12 protein-coding genes are annotated in these 14,849 nt (G+C 53.9%); 5 read left to right on the top strand and 7 right to left on the bottom strand.

Annotation, left to right across the window (positions count from 1 at the left end; genetic code table 11):
• Position 1: 1 nt before the first annotated feature.
• Positions 2-1,684: a methyl-accepting chemotaxis protein gene (locus tag LZ463_RS20295; protein ID WP_277624119.1), complete on the bottom strand. Its 1,683-nt coding sequence runs from the start codon at positions 1,682-1,684 to the stop codon at positions 2-4.
• 420 nt (positions 1,685-2,104) lie between these two features.
• Here LZ463_RS20295 and LZ463_RS20290 point away from each other — a divergent pair, with 420 nt between their 5' ends.
• On the top strand, positions 2,105-2,830 hold the full coding sequence (locus tag LZ463_RS20290) for a glycine-rich domain-containing protein (RefSeq protein WP_241457828.1): 726 nt from the start codon (positions 2,105-2,107) through the stop codon (positions 2,828-2,830).
• A 20-nt stretch (positions 2,831-2,850) separates the two neighbouring features.
• Here the strand turns inward: LZ463_RS20290 and LZ463_RS20285 are convergent, their stop codons facing one another.
• Positions 2,851-3,876: a GlxA family transcriptional regulator gene (locus LZ463_RS20285; protein WP_241457826.1), complete on the bottom strand. Its 1,026-nt coding sequence runs from the start codon at positions 3,874-3,876 to the stop codon at positions 2,851-2,853.
• A 143-nt stretch (positions 3,877-4,019) separates the two neighbouring features.
• Here LZ463_RS20285 and LZ463_RS20280 point away from each other — a divergent pair, with 143 nt between their 5' ends.
• Together LZ463_RS20280 and LZ463_RS20275 are read left to right on the top strand one after the other, a co-directional pair.
• The gene (locus tag LZ463_RS20280; RefSeq protein WP_241458185.1) at positions 4,020-4,433 is read left to right on the top strand and encodes a PaaI family thioesterase; all 414 of its coding nucleotides are present in this window, start codon (positions 4,020-4,022) and stop codon (positions 4,431-4,433) included.
• A complete protein-coding gene (locus tag LZ463_RS20275) occupies positions 4,433-4,969 on the top strand; it encodes a PaaI family thioesterase (RefSeq protein WP_241458183.1) in 537 nt (178 codons plus the stop codon). Before LZ463_RS20280 ends, LZ463_RS20275 begins: the two co-directional genes overlap by 1 nt.
• Positions 4,970-5,114: 145 nt before the next feature.
• Here the strand turns inward: LZ463_RS20275 and LZ463_RS20270 are convergent, their stop codons facing one another.
• Positions 5,115-6,776 (bottom strand): long-chain fatty acid--CoA ligase, encoded by a 1,662-nt coding sequence (locus LZ463_RS20270; protein WP_241457824.1) that lies wholly within the window; start codon positions 6,774-6,776, stop codon positions 5,115-5,117.
• Between the two features lie 236 nt (positions 6,777-7,012).
• On the opposite strand from LZ463_RS20270, the gene LZ463_RS20265 reads away from it, so the two are divergent.
• On the top strand, positions 7,013-8,395 hold the full coding sequence (locus tag LZ463_RS20265; RefSeq protein ID WP_241457822.1) for a hypothetical protein: 1,383 nt from the start codon (positions 7,013-7,015) through the stop codon (positions 8,393-8,395).
• A gap of 65 nt (positions 8,396-8,460) precedes the next feature.
• Here LZ463_RS20265 and LZ463_RS20260 read toward each other — a convergent pair whose 3' ends face one another.
• The 3 genes from LZ463_RS20260 to LZ463_RS20250 all read right to left on the bottom strand — a co-directional run bounded on the left by LZ463_RS20260 (position 8,461) and on the right by LZ463_RS20250 (position 11,470).
• Positions 8,461-8,931, bottom strand: a complete 471-nt coding sequence (locus LZ463_RS20260) for a DUF2721 domain-containing protein (protein ID WP_241458181.1) — start codon at positions 8,929-8,931, stop codon at positions 8,461-8,463.
• 467 nt (positions 8,932-9,398) lie between these two features.
• Positions 9,399-10,745, bottom strand: a complete 1,347-nt coding sequence (locus LZ463_RS20255; RefSeq protein WP_241457820.1) for an ATP-binding protein — start codon at positions 10,743-10,745, stop codon at positions 9,399-9,401.
• Positions 10,742-11,470, bottom strand: coding sequence for a response regulator (locus LZ463_RS20250; RefSeq protein WP_241458179.1), 729 nt, complete (start codon positions 11,468-11,470; stop codon positions 10,742-10,744). Before LZ463_RS20250 ends, LZ463_RS20255 begins: the two co-directional genes overlap by 4 nt.
• Before the next feature lie 397 nt (positions 11,471-11,867).
• Between LZ463_RS20250 and LZ463_RS20245 the strand changes: the two genes are divergently transcribed.
• Positions 11,868-12,413: a Spy/CpxP family protein refolding chaperone gene (locus LZ463_RS20245; protein ID WP_241457818.1), complete on the top strand. Its 546-nt coding sequence runs from the start codon at positions 11,868-11,870 to the stop codon at positions 12,411-12,413.
• Positions 12,414-12,483: 70 nt separating this feature from the next.
• Here the strand turns inward: LZ463_RS20245 and LZ463_RS20240 are convergent, their stop codons facing one another.
• Positions 12,484-14,715, bottom strand: a complete 2,232-nt coding sequence (locus LZ463_RS20240; RefSeq protein ID WP_241457816.1) for a GGDEF/EAL domain-containing response regulator — start codon at positions 14,713-14,715, stop codon at positions 12,484-12,486.
• Positions 14,716-14,849 lie beyond the last annotated feature (134 nt).

Genomic DNA, 14,849 nt, shown 5'->3' with positions numbered 1-14,849 from the left:
GCTAATAATTTTTATTGAAACCCAGCGCCCTCACCAGTTTACCAGCAGTTGCCTTGATCAAGGACGTTTCCCCTTCAGTATAGTCGTTCCCGACGGGCTCGGCGTTGACAGCCTGTACCCGGCGAGGCCGATTATTGGTATTGTCCAGCTTGAAGGCAGAGACAGCGCGGGCCAGGTTATTGGCCTGCTCTTCCATGCTTTCGGCAGCGGCAGCGGCCTGTTCCACCAGGGCGGCATTTTGCTGGGTCATTTCATCCATCTGGTTGATGGCGCGATTGACCTCTTCTATGCCTGAACTCTGTTCCTGGCCAGCCGCAGTGATTTCCGCCATGATATCGGCCACATGTTTGACCGAACTGACAATTTCAGTCATGGTCTTGCCTGCTGCATCAACCAGCTTGCCGCCGGCATCGACTTTTTCGACCGAATCGCCGATCAGGGTCTTGATCTCTTTGGCGGCACTGGCTGAACGTTGCGCCAGATTGCGCACCTCGCTGGCCACTACGGCAAAGCCACGACCCTGTTCACCGGCGCGCGCGGCTTCGACCGCCGCATTCAGGGCAAGGATATTGGTCTGGAAGGCAATGCCGTCAATCACGCTGATGATATCGACAATCTTGCGCGAACTTTCCTTGATGGAATTCATGGTGTGCACGACTTTGCCGACTTCTTCCCCACCTTTGATGGCGAAGTTGGATGCTGATGTCACCAGGCCATTGGCCTGGCGCGCATTATCAGCATTGTGCCTGACGGTGGCGGTGATTTCTTCCATGGAACTGGCAGTCTCTTCCAGCGCACCGGCCTGGGTTTCTGTGCGTGAAGACAGGTCAGAGTTACCGCTTGATATTTCGACTGCGGCAATTGCAATGGCATCGGTGCCCTGGCGGACTTCACTGACGATGTGATGCAGGTTGTCGCTCATTTCTTTCAGGGCATTCAGCAGTTCACTGATTTCATCCGTACCGTCCGCTGTTTCACGGAAGGACAGTTCACCTGAGGCGACGCGTTTGGCAATGCTGACAGCGTCACGTAATGGTGCAGTAATGCTGCGTGTCAGGAAAATGGAAACACTGGCGCCAAACAGCAGGATGACGGCGCCGATGGCGAACAGGGTAAAGCTCAGCTGCTTGCCCTTGGATTCGGCAATTGCCGATAGTTCAGACGAAGCCTTGTTTTGGATATCGACCAGTTTGTTGATCTCAAGCAAGGATTTTTGCTGCAGGGGATCGACCTGGGTGGCAATCAGTTTGACGGCTTCTTCACCATTGAACGCCAGCAGCATTTTCATGGCTTCCTTGATGGGCACATCGACCTGTTTGTCGAGTTCAGAGATGGCGTCAAGAATCTTCTTTTCTTCGCTGCCAAGACCAAGGGCAGTCAGTTTGTCGCGGGCTTCGGCAAAGCGGGCCTGTTGTTTTTTGGAGATGGCTTTCTGTTTGTCGATTTCACCTATGTCACTTTGCAAGCCTATATTGCGTATGGCGATGCCACCTTCGAGCATGCTGCTTTTCATGGTCGCGGCAAGCTCGGTTTTGGTATGTGACAGTTCCAGGCCGGCGATCATTTCCTTGCGGTTACTGGCGCTGAAGATACTATTGATGATCAGTATCAATACCAGGGTGGCGAGTATTACACCAAAGCCCACAGCAAGTCGGGTTCCTATGCGCAGGTGACGCAAATTCATAGTGAATCTCCCAGAAAGATGTTCTGTTACTGCAAGGTATTGCTTACATGAAATCTTTACCTGGACAGGCAATGGCTTTTGTCTGTTTGCTATCCGGGTTTGCTGTGATACATCACTTCACCGTTACCCGGAGTGTAAGCATAAGATTTCAGATAAGCTGAAAATAGAAAAAATAATTTTCAAAAACAACATATCAGATTATGGGAAAGAGAAAATCCGGTAAAACTTCCAAGCTTGGAATAAGCTTCGGTCTCCTACCGCACCAAGCCTGTCCCAACATCTTTTCAGCAAACAAAAAGACAGATACCGGTACAAACCAGGCGAACCCCTTGTGTCCATACTATGCCAAAATTGCTGTGGTGCAAAGAAGGTCAGCGACAAGTTTTTGTTAAATTCTATTGATTGAGAGCAAGCAGTCTTATGCCCATCGTATTAAGCCTTATCGTATTCATACTTGCCGCCAGTCTGTTCATCGTCTGGCGACGCTGGCGCCTTGCTGCACAGGCTGACTATATCCGCACTTACATGTTCCCGCCCGGACTGTTGGAAAAGCTGCACAGGCAGCGCCCTTCATTGTCGCTGAAAGACCAGCAACTGGTGGCGCGTGCGCTGCGTCAGTTCTTTCTGGTGTACCTGAAATCGGGTTACAAACATATCTCCATGCCTTCTCAGGTTGTTGACGATCTCTGGCATGAATTCATTCTCTATACAAAAAACTACGAACAGTTTTGCAGGAAGGCGTTTGGCCGTTATATGCATCACACACCGGCTGCCGTGCTAGGTGCTAGCCGGCGCAGCAATGAAGGTTTGCGGCGTACCTGGTGGTTTGCCTGTCTGGAAGAAAACATCAACCCGCGCCGGGCTACCCGCCTGCCCTTGCTGTTTGCGCTCGACGCCAAATGGGATATTGCTGATGGTTTCCGTTACGAACCGGATTGCAGCGCCTTGCGCATGAATGGCGATGGGACCGTCTATTGTGGCGGTGATTTTTACGGCGGCAGTGGCGGTGAGGGCAGCAGTGACACAGCCTTTGATTTTGGTGATCATGGCAGCAGCAGTGCTGATAGCGGGGACTCAGGCAGTGGCGGTGACAGCTCAGGCTGCGGTGGCGGTTGTGGCGGTGGCTGTGGCGGCGGAGGTGATTGATTTACCACTACACTTTGCATTCAGGTCGTTACCATGCGCCGGGCGGGCCGGAATTGTTCGCGATAATTGGCCGGTGACAAGCCGGTGTGCCGTTTGAACAGGCGTCGGAAAGAACTGGGGTCACTGTAACCGGTGCGCTCGGCAACCTGTTCCAGCGTCAGCGTGGTGGTTTCCAGCAGGCGTTTGGCAACATCCATCTTGATCTGCTGGGCATAGCTGGCTGGTGTGGTTTCCAGGGTTTGCTGGAAATGACGTATTACGGTACGTTCGCTGACTGCCAGAAAGTCAGCCAGGGCCGGCAGGCGAAACGGCAGGTGGTGGTTCTGATTCATCCATTTCTGCGCCCTCTGCACCAGCAGGTTTTCATGCGGCTGACTGTCTTGCAGCGTCAGGCTCAGCAGTTGCATATACGGCATCTGCGAGGCGCGGTTGGCGTCAATCAGCAGGGTCTTGGCCACACCGGTGGCAATATCCTGTCCGGCAAAGCGTTCCACCAGGTGATAAGCCATGTTCAGGTAACTGGTGGCGGCGCCGCTGGTAAGGACATTGTCATATTCATCAAGTACCTCTGCCAGATGCAGTTCCACCTTGGGGTAACGGGCCTTGAAGGCACGTTCCAGCCACCAGGTCGTCGTGCCGTGACCACCGTCAAGCAGGCCGGCTTCGGCCAGCACAAAGGTGGCGCTGCAATTGGCTGCCAGCACACAACCCTGGGCATGCCTGTCGCGCAGGATGGGAAATAGCGCACGCATCTCATGCAGGTCGCTGAGCAGGCCGGAAATACCCTGTTCTATGTAGATACCGGGCAGCCAGATCAGGTTTGCCTGGCTGTCAGCCCTTATCTCTGCATCAGCTGCCAGTGTGACACGGGCCGGTGTCGTCACCGGCTTGCCATCCTGGGAATGCAGGCTCCAGGTGAACAGGGGATGGGTATCGTCCTTGTGCTTGATGGCCCAGATGGCGTTCGCAACGGCGAATACATCGAGCGGGCCGGTCACCGCCGACGCCATGCACTGAGGGTAAAGCCAGACCTCGATATGGAACATTTGTCGCAATCTGCATTAAAAGAGTCAATACTGACACTGTGCGCGCTTTCCTGCAATACCTAGAATAGTCATCAGCTACATCCACTACAGAAAAGATCATGACACAAGCAGAGTCAGCAACAGCGTCAATCAGCCAGGCAGCGATGGAGCAGGCCGGGCGCCTGAATCAGTTTGGCGCAAAATTCCTGCCCGGTTACCTGGGCATTAACATCCTGTCACTGGAAAAAGGCCGGGTCACTGCTGAATTGCTGGTGCAGCCGCATTTGCTGGCGCCTAACGGTTATCTGCATGCCGGCAGCGTGGTGACCCTGGCCGATACTGCCTGCGGCTATGGCTGCATCAGCAGTCTGCCAGAAGGGGCGCAAAGCTTTACCACGGTTGAACTCAAGTCGAATCATTTGGGGACAGCACGTGAAGGCAAGATCAGCGTTGTGGCTACCGCCGTGCATATGGGGCGTACCACCCAGGTGTGGGATGCCGTGGTCAGTTATGAAGACAAGACCATCGCCCTGTTCCGTTGCACCCAGATGATTTTATTTCCGCGTAAGGATACATGATGAGCACTGATGTCGATGTTGTAGCAGTTTTAAAAGCCTGGCAAGACCGTGAAGCCGAAGTGCGTGCGCAGATGGCCGAACCCGGTGTTGCCAGCCTGGAACAATTGAAAGCCGTCAGCGGGATAGAATTCCTGCGCGGGATATTGAATGGCCTGTACCCGGTTGCCCCCATAGGCAAGACCCTGGATTTTTTGCCGGTAGAGGGTGAACCTGGCCGCATCGTGTTCCAGGGCACGCCGGGTTTGCAGCATTACAATCCACTGGGCAGTGTACATGGCGGCTACTTCTGCACCCTGCTTGATTCGGCCGTTGGTTGCGCCGTGCAATCCATGTTGCCGGCAGGCATGGGTTACACCACGCTGGAAATCAAGGTAAACCTGATACGCGCCATGACCAACAAGACCGGGCCAGTGCGCGCCGAGGGCAAGGTGATACAGGTAGGCCGGCAGGTCGGAACGGCGGAAGGCCGCATCGTTGATGCAGCTGGCAAGGTGTATGCCCATGCCACGACGACCTGTCTGATCTTTCCCTTATAAAAACTTTGATAACGCAACTGCGCGGCGCAATTTTGAGCCTGCGATGCTCACCGTACTTGAGTACGGTTGCGCTTCTTAACTCAAACTTGAGCCGCTCGCTACGCTTTCTCAAAGTTTAAAAGACGATCAATAAAATCGTGCAGGACTACCCCTTCGCCGTCTCTTTCTCCTGCAAAGTCCGCCACATCACCTTACCTGTTCCCGACTTGGGCAAGGTATCGACAAATTCTACAAACTTGGGCACTTTGTAGGCCGCCATTTTTTCATGCGCCCAGGCCATGATGTCTTCTGCTGTGACCTCACTGCCTGGCTTTTTGACGATCACGGCTTTGACAGTTTCGCCACGGTAGGCGTCGCGGGCGGCGATGATGCAGCATTCCTGTATGGCCGGGTGCTGGTACATCATCGATTCGACTTCGGCTGGCCAGACCTTGAAGCCGCTGGCGTTGATCATGCGTTTGAGCCTGTCGGTGAAAAAGAAAAAACCTTCTTCATCCATGTAACCAAGATCGCCGGACCGGAAGAATTTTTTACCATCGAGTTCGGCAAAGGACTCTGCGGTTTTTTGTGCATCATTCCAGTAACCCTGGAAGACTTGTGGGCCGTGTATCCAGATTTCACCGGTTTCCCCCTGTTTGACTTCCTGCAGTGTGGTGGGATCAACGATGCGTGAGTCGACATTGAAATACGGCACGCCCAGGCATTGCTGCTTCATGCGTTGCGGTGGATTGACGTGCGAGGCTGCCATGGTTTCCGACAGGCCATAACCTTCCATATAAACCTGACCAGACAGGTCCAGCAATTTCTGTGCGATGGCGGCTGGCATGGCTGCGCCGCCGCCTGACACCCTGGTCAGTCTGGAGATGTCGTATTCTGCCAGACGCGGGTTCGACAGAAAATCGATCATCATCGATGGCACCAGGGTCCAGTTGGTGACGCTATAGCGGGTGATCAACTGCCCGGCCACGTCCCTGTCCCAGCGCGGCAGGATCACCAGGGTGCCCCCGCAGTAAATCATGCTGTTCATGACTGATTGCATGCCGGTGACATGGAAGAATGGCAACACCGCCAGCGAAACATGGTTGGCCACGATGCAGCCTGACCAGGTAGGGCTGGCGACAGAATTGAAAATGACGGACCTGTGTGTATGTATGCAACCCTTGGGTTTGCCTGTCGTGCCCGAAGTGTAGGGCATGCAGGCCAGGTCATCCGGGCCGGCCAGGTGGGGCTGCGGTTGATGACCGGCATGAACAGCCGCATGCCAGCTGACGACACCGGCCTGCTCTGGCACCTGTCGTGTGGCTTTGACAAAATCGGGGATATTCAGGCTGGTGGTTGCAGTGAGGTGATCTGAATAAGTGGCGACGATGGCGTGTTTCAACACACTATGACCAACCAGTGGCTGCGTACGCGGGAAAATGTCTTGTGACACCAGGGCCACCCTGGCGCCGCTGTCATCAATGTAGTGAGCCAGTTCATCCGTCATCAGCATGGGATTGACCGGCACCACCATGGCTTCGGCACGCAAAATGGCGTAGAAGCCGATCAGGAATTGCGGGCAGTTTTGCATGTTCAGCAAAACCCGGTCACCTCTCTGCACACCGCAGACCTGCTGCAGGTAACCTGCCAGGGCCAGCACTTCTTCATGCAATTGCCGGTAAGTCAGTATGGCGTCATAGAAGATGACAGCTGGCTTGTCCGGGTAGCGCAGGGCCGATACCTGCAAATTGGTATACAAACTGGCTTCGGGTGTGATCAGTTGATGGGGCAAGCCTTGTGGCCAGTGGGCGTAGTGCAAGGTGTTCATCGTGGTCTCCGTTTTGTATCCGGCCCTGTTTGCTGGCCGATGCTGTCAGTTTTTTTATCTGGTTTTTTTATTAGAGTGCCACACCTAAATCAATTTTTGCACGGTCGTTCTAAAATAATTTGCAAGCCGTCAAAAAGATGAAACATTTTGTCAACACTTTGCGTAAAGGTATTGCAATTGCTGGCATGAAGCTACAATGATGAGAATTCACTATTTTGTCAGTCATCGGAGTCAGCGTGTTTCAGCAAATCAGAACAGCCTTCATTGTGTTATCGAGCCTGGCGATGGCAGCTTGCGGCGGTGGCGGCAGCAGTTCAGGCAACAATTCGGGCGCGACGCCAAGCCCCATGGCGATCTCTGTCCCTGATGCCCAGACCGTTATCACCAATGCTGCACTGAGTTTCACCGGCCAGGCCAGCAGTACGGCGGGTGCCATCACCAATATGTACTGGCAGGTTGAGAACCTGACCTTGTCGGCCAATGCCCTGGCGGCCGTGATCAACGCCGACTGCAAGACCATGCAAAAAAGCAGCAGCGGTACAGAAGCCAGCTGTGTCCTGCAAGTCACGCCACCGACCACCCTGACCGCGGACTACACCTACAAATTCACCTTGAATGCTGTTGATGTCAAAGGCAATACCATCAAGGCATCGACCACCCTGCTGGTCAAGCAGGAAGCCTCGGCCACGGCTGCTCCGGTGGCCAAGGTCAGCGGTACAACGACTGCCGTTTCAGGTGACAAGGTCAATCTCAGCTGTACTGGTAGCGGTGGTACGCCGGCTGCCACTGGTGAGCCGTATTCTTATCAATGGGTAGTCAGCGATGCTGCCGGCACCACCATCAACCTGGTGCCGACAGATGCTGCCACGTCCAGCTTTACTGCGCCAGTCGTGACTGCTTCAACCACGCTCAAGCTGCAATGCCGGGTGACCGACGACAAGCAAAAAGTCGGGACGGCTACGCAAACTGTTACGGTCACGCCTATCGTCAAACCGACGGTAGTGCCTATCTCTTACAGTGGCGGAGTGGTGACTGCGGGCAGCAACGTCACTCTTGATGGCAGCAAATCAGTCAAATATGACGCCAACGGCAAGGTCGACAGCAGCACGCCTATCTACTATTTGTGGAAACAGAAGTCTGGTCCCTTTGTCGAGATTTTCAACAGCTCCAGCAGTGTTGCCAGCACTTCTTTCCCCAAGTTCCTGGATGCGCGTACACCGTTCGTGTTTACCCTCAGCGTGTCGAATTCTTCCATCACGCCTGGCGGCTTTTCACTGGACCCGATCACGACCACAGACGTGGTCTACTATGTTGACCCGCTACCGCCGATATCCCTGGTGTCCTACACGCCGGTGCAGGTAGTGCAGACCGGCGCCGCCGTTACCCTGAAGGTGGATGCACCGTCGAATACGTCCAACATTATTTATTACAGTTGGACGCAGATCGCTGGTCCTACCGTTGCCATCGCCGGCGCATCAACCAACAATGCCGGTTTTATTGCTCCGGCAACTGCCGCTACCATGGTTTTCCGTGCGACGGGCAGTTATCAACCGATTACGGTTGCCAATCCGGGGACAGCTTCTGTGGATGTCATCGTGATGGTACAGGCGGCCAAATAATCAACCCTCATAGTTAAAAAGCCCCGCGAATCACAGTTCGCGGGGCTTTTTCTATGGAGATTTTTTCAATTTTGCTGGCTCTTGATCTTGCGCCTGCCTAATTTACGCTGTCGTGTCAGGGTTTTGGTGGCAACCACGATTTCACGCATGAAATAGATGAAGCTGCCGATCAGCGACAGGACACCGCCGACAAACAGGGCGGCAATCAGTTTGTCGAGGTTGAGACCGGTAGCGTCGCCGGTGAACAGCGCAGCAATCACCAGACAGATCAGCAAGCCGCAAGAAGTGCTGAGCGTGATGGCACGGTTGATCAGGTGCGAACGCTCATACAACTCATGGAGTTCTTCTTCCAGAGCCGGATTGGGTGGTGCGTCAATCTGTCCATGCAAGAGGTCCTCCAGCACCCTGGACCTGTCTATGATGCGGGCCAGACGGCTGGTCAAAACAGAGAGCTTGGTGCCAACACCGGTCAGCAGGAACACCGGGGCAATCGAAAGCTGGATAATGTGGCTGACGTCGCCTAGTTGCAAATTGATCATGAGTGGGCCCTTGGGATTTTTTTCTGAATTTTACAGGGGCAGGGGCTGGAGTGGTGGGGCTGTTGAGTACTTTCGAGGTATTTTCAGGTGTGGGGATGTAGTCAGGATTTCACAAAGCATACTTTGCGCTGATGGAATCTAAGTCGCCTGCAAGCGGTTCAGTGGAAAGGTTGGGATGGGTTTTTGTCGCGACCTGATCGTTTTTAATAGCCCACATTCGTTACTTGAGATTGCTGGCCGGTGGTAGAGCGGCGGGCACTTAGCTTTTTTGCTTCGCCAAAAAGCTAAGCCAAAAAGGCAGCGACACATCGGAACGGCAAAAAAACAACCCCAACCCAACGCCAATACAACCGCTAACCATATTCTTCTGAATCTTTTTGATCAACTCTGCTGGGCGGTCCACCAGTGTGGCTTACGAAGGGCAATCGCCTTAATTCAGGAACATGACCTACAAAAGCTGAACACTACGCTACCTGCATAGGCAGAGTCAGTCTTACTTCCAGGCCGCCTTCAGGCAGGTTGTTGAGTTGCAGTTTTCCACCGTGTTGCTGGGCGATATTCTGGGCAATGGTCAGGCCCAGGCCGGTGCCGCCAGATTCGCGGGAGCGTGAAGTTTCTATGCGGAAGAAAGGTTCGAAAACCTTGCTCTGCAATTCTGGCGGTATGCCAGTACCGCCATCGCGTATCAGCACATGCAATACGTCCCGGGCAGCGTCTTTGCCGGCTACCAGGCTGACAGTTGCGTAATGGCCGTATTTGACGGCATTATCGATCAGGTTGGTCAGACAGCGGCGCAGGGCTTGTGGCCTGGCCATGACGGTCAGGCCGGGTTTGCCTTCAAAGCTGACATTCTGTCCGGCATCAGCCGCATCGGCGCAAACGCTGTCGAGAAGCGAGTCAAGATCCAGCGGTTTCAGTGCTTCACTACTGTCCATGCTGCGCGCCAGGTCCAGGCCTTCGCGTATCATCATCTGCATGGCGGACAGATCGTCAATGAGCTTGTCGCGCAATTCTTCGTCCTTGACCTTTTCCAGGCGCAGGCGCAGACGGGTCAGCGGGGTTTGCAAGTCATGGGTGATTGCTGCCAGCATATGGGTGCGCTGGGAAATATGCTGACGTATCCTGGCCTGCATCGCATTGAAGGCGCGCGTTGCCTGCAGGATTTCCGTCGCGCCTTTTTCTGGTAATGGCGGGCGATTGATGTCCTGGCCCAGAGCAGTCGCCGCCTGCGCCATCTGCCGCAGCGGGCGCATGGTCATACGGGCGATCAGGAATGCCAGTATCGCAATACTGGCCAGGAACAGGAAGAAATACTGGACAAAATCCTGTCTCAGTGGCGGCGCCGGATTCCGCGGTGGCAGCACGGTCAGACGCAAGGCGGTGCCGTCGTGCAAGGTGATGCCCAGGGCTTCACAGGGCAGACGGTTGGTCTGGAGATTGGCCGGCATGCGCGGGCAGGAGGACGGATCTTGCGCCAGTGACATCACACGAAAATTCTTGCCCAGCCTTTCACTGACGGCTGCGGCATATTCCGAGCGTGGCGCCTGGTCCGAGGTCTCAGCTGGCAAGGTGGCCACTTTCAGACCCAGGCGTGGTGCGGTTGCCAGGAATTTTTCGCGGTTCTCGGCAGGCAGTGCATCAAGCGCCAGCACCAGTTGTTCGGCACGTTCTACCGCATGGGAATCGCGATACTGGGAAATGGTCTTTTGCCTCTCGCCAAAAGCGAGTGACCAGGTCAGCGCAGCAGATGCCACGACACCCAGCAAGAGGATGGCAAATACCCTGCCCCACATCGACGACAAAATTTTCATGAACCCTGCTCCACCTCCACGGTCACGGCCAGTACATAACCACCATTTCTGACAGTCTTGATAATTTGCGGTGAACGTGCATCTTCTCTTAGTTTTTGCCGCAAGCGGCTGATTTGAATATCAATGGAACGGTCAAAAGGGTCGGCATCGCGGCCATGTGTCATGTTCAGTAACTGGTCGCGGTTGAGCACACGATTCGGGTGTTCCAGGAAAATATTCAGCATGCGGAATTCAGCGCCGGACAAGGATACCACCATCTCGTCAGGGCTGATCAGGTGGCGCGCTGTCAAGTCCAGGGTCCAGCCGGCAAACTTCAGTTTTTGCAGGGCTTCGCCGGTATGCGCATTGTGATTGCTTTGTGCGCGCCGCATCACGCTGCGTATGCGCGCCAGCAGTTCGCGTGGCTCAAAGGGCTTGGGCAGGTAATCATCGGCCCCCATTTCCAGGCCCAGTATGCGGTCCAGTGGTTCCCCGCGTGCGGTCAGCATGATGACCGGCAGGCTGGATTTGCTGCGCAGATTGCGGCACAGTGTCAGGCCATCATCACCGGGCAGGTTCAGATCCAGCACCACGAGGTCAATCTGGTGGGCTTGCAGGGCAGTCCACATGGCGTTGCCCTCGGCAGCTGTGACTGTGGTATAGCCGTTATTATCAAGATAATCGGCCAGCAAATTGCGAATGTCGCGATCGTCGTCAACGATGAGAATTTTATTTGGTGTGTCCATGTTCTTCATTATGAGCCTGCTGTCAGCAATGGAAACGATGATTTTGTATCGGCATGTTGTCGCATGTTGTAAAGGGGGACTCTTATGGATGAAACGAGTTCTGGTAATGATATACCCATGTGGAAACGGTAAGTAACATGCCAACCTGCAATTTTTGTCTGTGTTACACGTCGATACAAAGCGAAGCGTGACAGACATTTCATCGTTACAAGCATACTGCAAGATACATCCCATGTCTGGGACGGTAATGTCAGTTTGCAGGCGCTGTCGACAAGAGTGAAAACATCCATCTTCTTTTGGACTCCGCTTGCATCAGTCCCCAGAGTCAGGTTACTCAGATTTTACCTGTATGTCATGGGCGAACTGATGAGTATGTTCCTTTGTTCAGAAAGTAAAAATGATGAATACTTTGCAAAAAAAAATATTGACAGGTTTGACGGTACTTAGCCTGGGCCTGGCCGGTGCTGCCGGGGCGCAAACTGCTGCGCCTGCGGCTCCTGTTGCATCGCCTGCCGGTCATGGACAACATGGCGATCCGGCCAAATGGGCGGAAAAAATGAAAGAACGTCTGGCCAAACACCAGGCTGAACTGCATGACAAATTGAAAATCACTGCAGCCCAGGAGCCAGCCTGGAAAACCTTTACAGACGCCATGAGTCCCGGCGCCATGCCAGCACATTCTGACCAGAAAGAACTGGACAAGCTGACCACGCCGGAGCGCATGGAAAAAAGGCTGGATAAAATGAAAGAGCACCTGGCAAAAATGCAAACGCGCCTGGCTGCACTGAAGACTTTCTATGCGGTACTCACACCTGAGCAGCAAAAAATCTTTGATGAAAGTCATCGCCGCATGGCTACACACATGCGTGAGCGCATGGCTGCTCACATGGGCGGCATGCACAAGGAGGGTGGTCACCCAGCGATGATGGATAAAAAACAATAAACTGCAATAAATCAGAAAACATTGCCCGGCCTGGTTTTAATTGCCAGGTCGGGCAATTTGTTTGTCCAGCTTATTTGCGCTTGTTGATCCACTCCTCCAGATTTTCTTCCAGCATGGGCCGGCCTATATAAAAGCCCTGACCTTCATGGCAACCCATGGCTGCCAGGGTTTTCCAGTGGACTTCATGCTCCACCCCTTCTGCAATGACCTGCAGGCCGAGCTTCTTGCCAAGCTGGGTGATCAGTTCGGCGATCCGTGGCCCTTCCGGGGTATCAATCTGGTTGACGAAGGCGCGGTCTATCTTCAATCTGTCCACTGGCAATTTATCGAGGTAGCTGAGCGAAGAAAAACCGGTCCCGAAATCATCAATGGCAATTTTGATACCGAGTTCTTTCAATCTGGCGAGCCGTGTTTCAAACAGCATGGCGCTGCTCATGGTGACCGATTCGGTGATTTCCAGTTCCAGATACCGGGGTGACAAGCCGGTATCTTTCAGGGCATTTTCCACGATCTCGATAAAATCATCCTGGCGGAATTGCACGACCGAGACGTTGACGCCCATGCGTTGCGGAGCGATGCCGGCTTTTTGCAGTTTGACCATCATGAAACAGGCAGTCCGCAATACCCAGGCACCGAGGCTGATGATCAGGCCGGAGTACTCAGCCAGGGGGATGAAGTCATTCGGCGGTATCAGCACCCCCTCATCGGTACGCCAGCGTATCAGTGCTTCCAGGCCGGTGAACTGGCCGGTTTCGAGGTCTATCTGTGGCTGGTACATGAGAAACAGGCGCTCGGCGTCAAAGGCCTTGTGTAAATGCTGCATCAGCGTGGCGCGCTCACGTATTTCTATGCCCATGCTGCGGGTGAACAGGGTATAGCTGCCACGCTGATGGATTTTACTGCGCTTCAAGGCAATGCTGGCGTCTTTCAGTGGTTCGGCACCGTCACCTTCATAACCTTCCAGGGCCACCATGCCTACCGACATGGATACGGCATGTGCCGTATTGCCTATGCTGAAGGGGTCGATAAACAACTGTCTCAGTATCTCCGGGTCGAGCAAATCCTTGTCTCCGAGCAGGCCAAATACATCACCGGAAATGCGCGCAAAAAAGACGCCTTCGCCAAGCTGCTCACGCAGCCTGTCAGTGACGGCTTTCAAAATCAGGTCGCCATAGTGATGGCCAAGCACATCATTGATTTCGGCAAAATCATCGATATCGATCAGCGCCACCATTTGATCCTGCCGTTTTTCCTGCAGGACGGTGCTGATCTGTTCTATGAACTTCAGCCGGTTTGGCAATTTCAATAACTGGTCGCGATAGGCATGGTTCTTGAGCTGGTTGACCAGGTTAAGATTGTCGAGGCAGACGCCAAGATTCGAGCAAAACACTTCGAGCAGGTTGCGGTTGATCTCTGTCAGCGAGTAAGGCAGATCTATATAGGCGGCCAGCGGGCGATTACCACGGCCGGAAAAATACAGGGTCATGCTGTGTTCGGTAAACAGCGGTTCACGCCTGGTCAGCGCATACCTCAGTGCTTCCCTGACACCGGCGTCGTGTATGTCTTCTATGGGGCAGTTCATCAGATTGCTGTAATGCCCGGCCGAGGCGATCACATTGAAAACCTGTGGTGTTTCTTCGTCATCGTTGTCACACAGTTCGCCCTGAGCACAGAGCAGGCCCTCGGGGGGAACCCCGCACAGTGCAGCGATCTGGGTTATCACGCCGCTGGCAAAAGCCTGAATCCCATGTTCAAACGTAAAAGCGGCGCTGGAGTTGATGATCTGGTGCAGGCCACGGCGACTGGCGTCAATGGTGCGAATCTGTTCATAGGAGCGTATGGCCGCTGTCAGCGAGGTCAGCAGTTTCTTGCGTGTCAGTTCGTTCTTGGTTTTATAGTCATTGATGTCGTAGTCGCGTATCGCCTCTTCTTCGGGCGCATAGCCGGGCTGGCCGGTGCGCAGGATGATACGGGTGTCGCCCCAGCCAAGTTCATCACGGATGTAACTGACCAGTTCCAGGCCGGCATGTTCGGTTTCCATGACGACATCGAGCAGGATGACAGCGATATCACTTTCGGTGGCAAAGACCCGGCGTGTCTCGTCTTTGGAATAAGTGTGGATGAATTCCAGGGGACGGTTCAGTATCTGGACGTACTGCAATGCAAAACGGGTGGTCTTGTGCACATCATCGTCATCGTCAACGATGGCGATCTTCCAGCTACGGGCATGTTGACTGGCCGTCGATACATCTTCGGTATCTTCAACGATAAAAAGCTCATCCTCATCGTGTTCACTTGACATGCCTTCTCCGGTTAGAAAAGCCTGCAATTGCTGCCATCAGTATAGTTTAAGTTTAGTGTCCGTAAGCCCGCCTGCCCGCAGCGCGGGCAAAAACATTGTGACTTTAAGTGAAATATATTAGTCCGTCTTTACAG

This window comes from Undibacterium paludis, assembly GCF_022568815.1.
Lineage (GTDB): Bacteria > Pseudomonadota > Gammaproteobacteria > Burkholderiales > Burkholderiaceae_D > Undibacterium.
The sequence above is the reverse complement of the archived record's forward strand: the minus strand, read 5'-3'. Positions and strand labels throughout refer to the sequence as shown.

What these genes read in the sequence shown, in the direction of transcription:
- LZ463_RS20295 (WP_277624119.1), bottom strand. Translation starts at nt 1,684, where the DNA reads ATGAATTTGCGTCACCTGCGCATAGGAACCCGACTTGCTGTGGGCTTT.
- LZ463_RS20290 (WP_241457828.1), top strand. Translation starts at nt 2,105, where the DNA reads ATGCCCATCGTATTAAGCCTTATCGTATTCATACTTGCCGCCAGTCTG.
- LZ463_RS20285 (WP_241457826.1), bottom strand. Translation starts at nt 3,876, where the DNA reads ATGTTCCATATCGAGGTCTGGCTTTACCCTCAGTGCATGGCGTCGGCG.
- LZ463_RS20280 (WP_241458185.1), top strand. Translation starts at nt 4,020, where the DNA reads ATGGAGCAGGCCGGGCGCCTGAATCAGTTTGGCGCAAAATTCCTGCCC.
- LZ463_RS20275 (WP_241458183.1), top strand. Translation starts at nt 4,433, where the DNA reads ATGAGCACTGATGTCGATGTTGTAGCAGTTTTAAAAGCCTGGCAAGAC.
- LZ463_RS20270 (WP_241457824.1), bottom strand. Translation starts at nt 6,776, where the DNA reads ATGAACACCTTGCACTACGCCCACTGGCCACAAGGCTTGCCCCATCAA.
- LZ463_RS20255 (WP_241457820.1), bottom strand. Translation starts at nt 10,745, where the DNA reads ATGAAAATTTTGTCGTCGATGTGGGGCAGGGTATTTGCCATCCTCTTG.
- LZ463_RS20250 (WP_241458179.1), bottom strand. Translation starts at nt 11,470, where the DNA reads ATGGACACACCAAATAAAATTCTCATCGTTGACGACGATCGCGACATT.
- LZ463_RS20245 (WP_241457818.1), top strand. Translation starts at nt 11,868, where the DNA reads ATGATGAATACTTTGCAAAAAAAAATATTGACAGGTTTGACGGTACTT.
- LZ463_RS20240 (WP_241457816.1), bottom strand. Translation starts at nt 14,715, where the DNA reads ATGTCAAGTGAACACGATGAGGATGAGCTTTTTATCGTTGAAGATACC.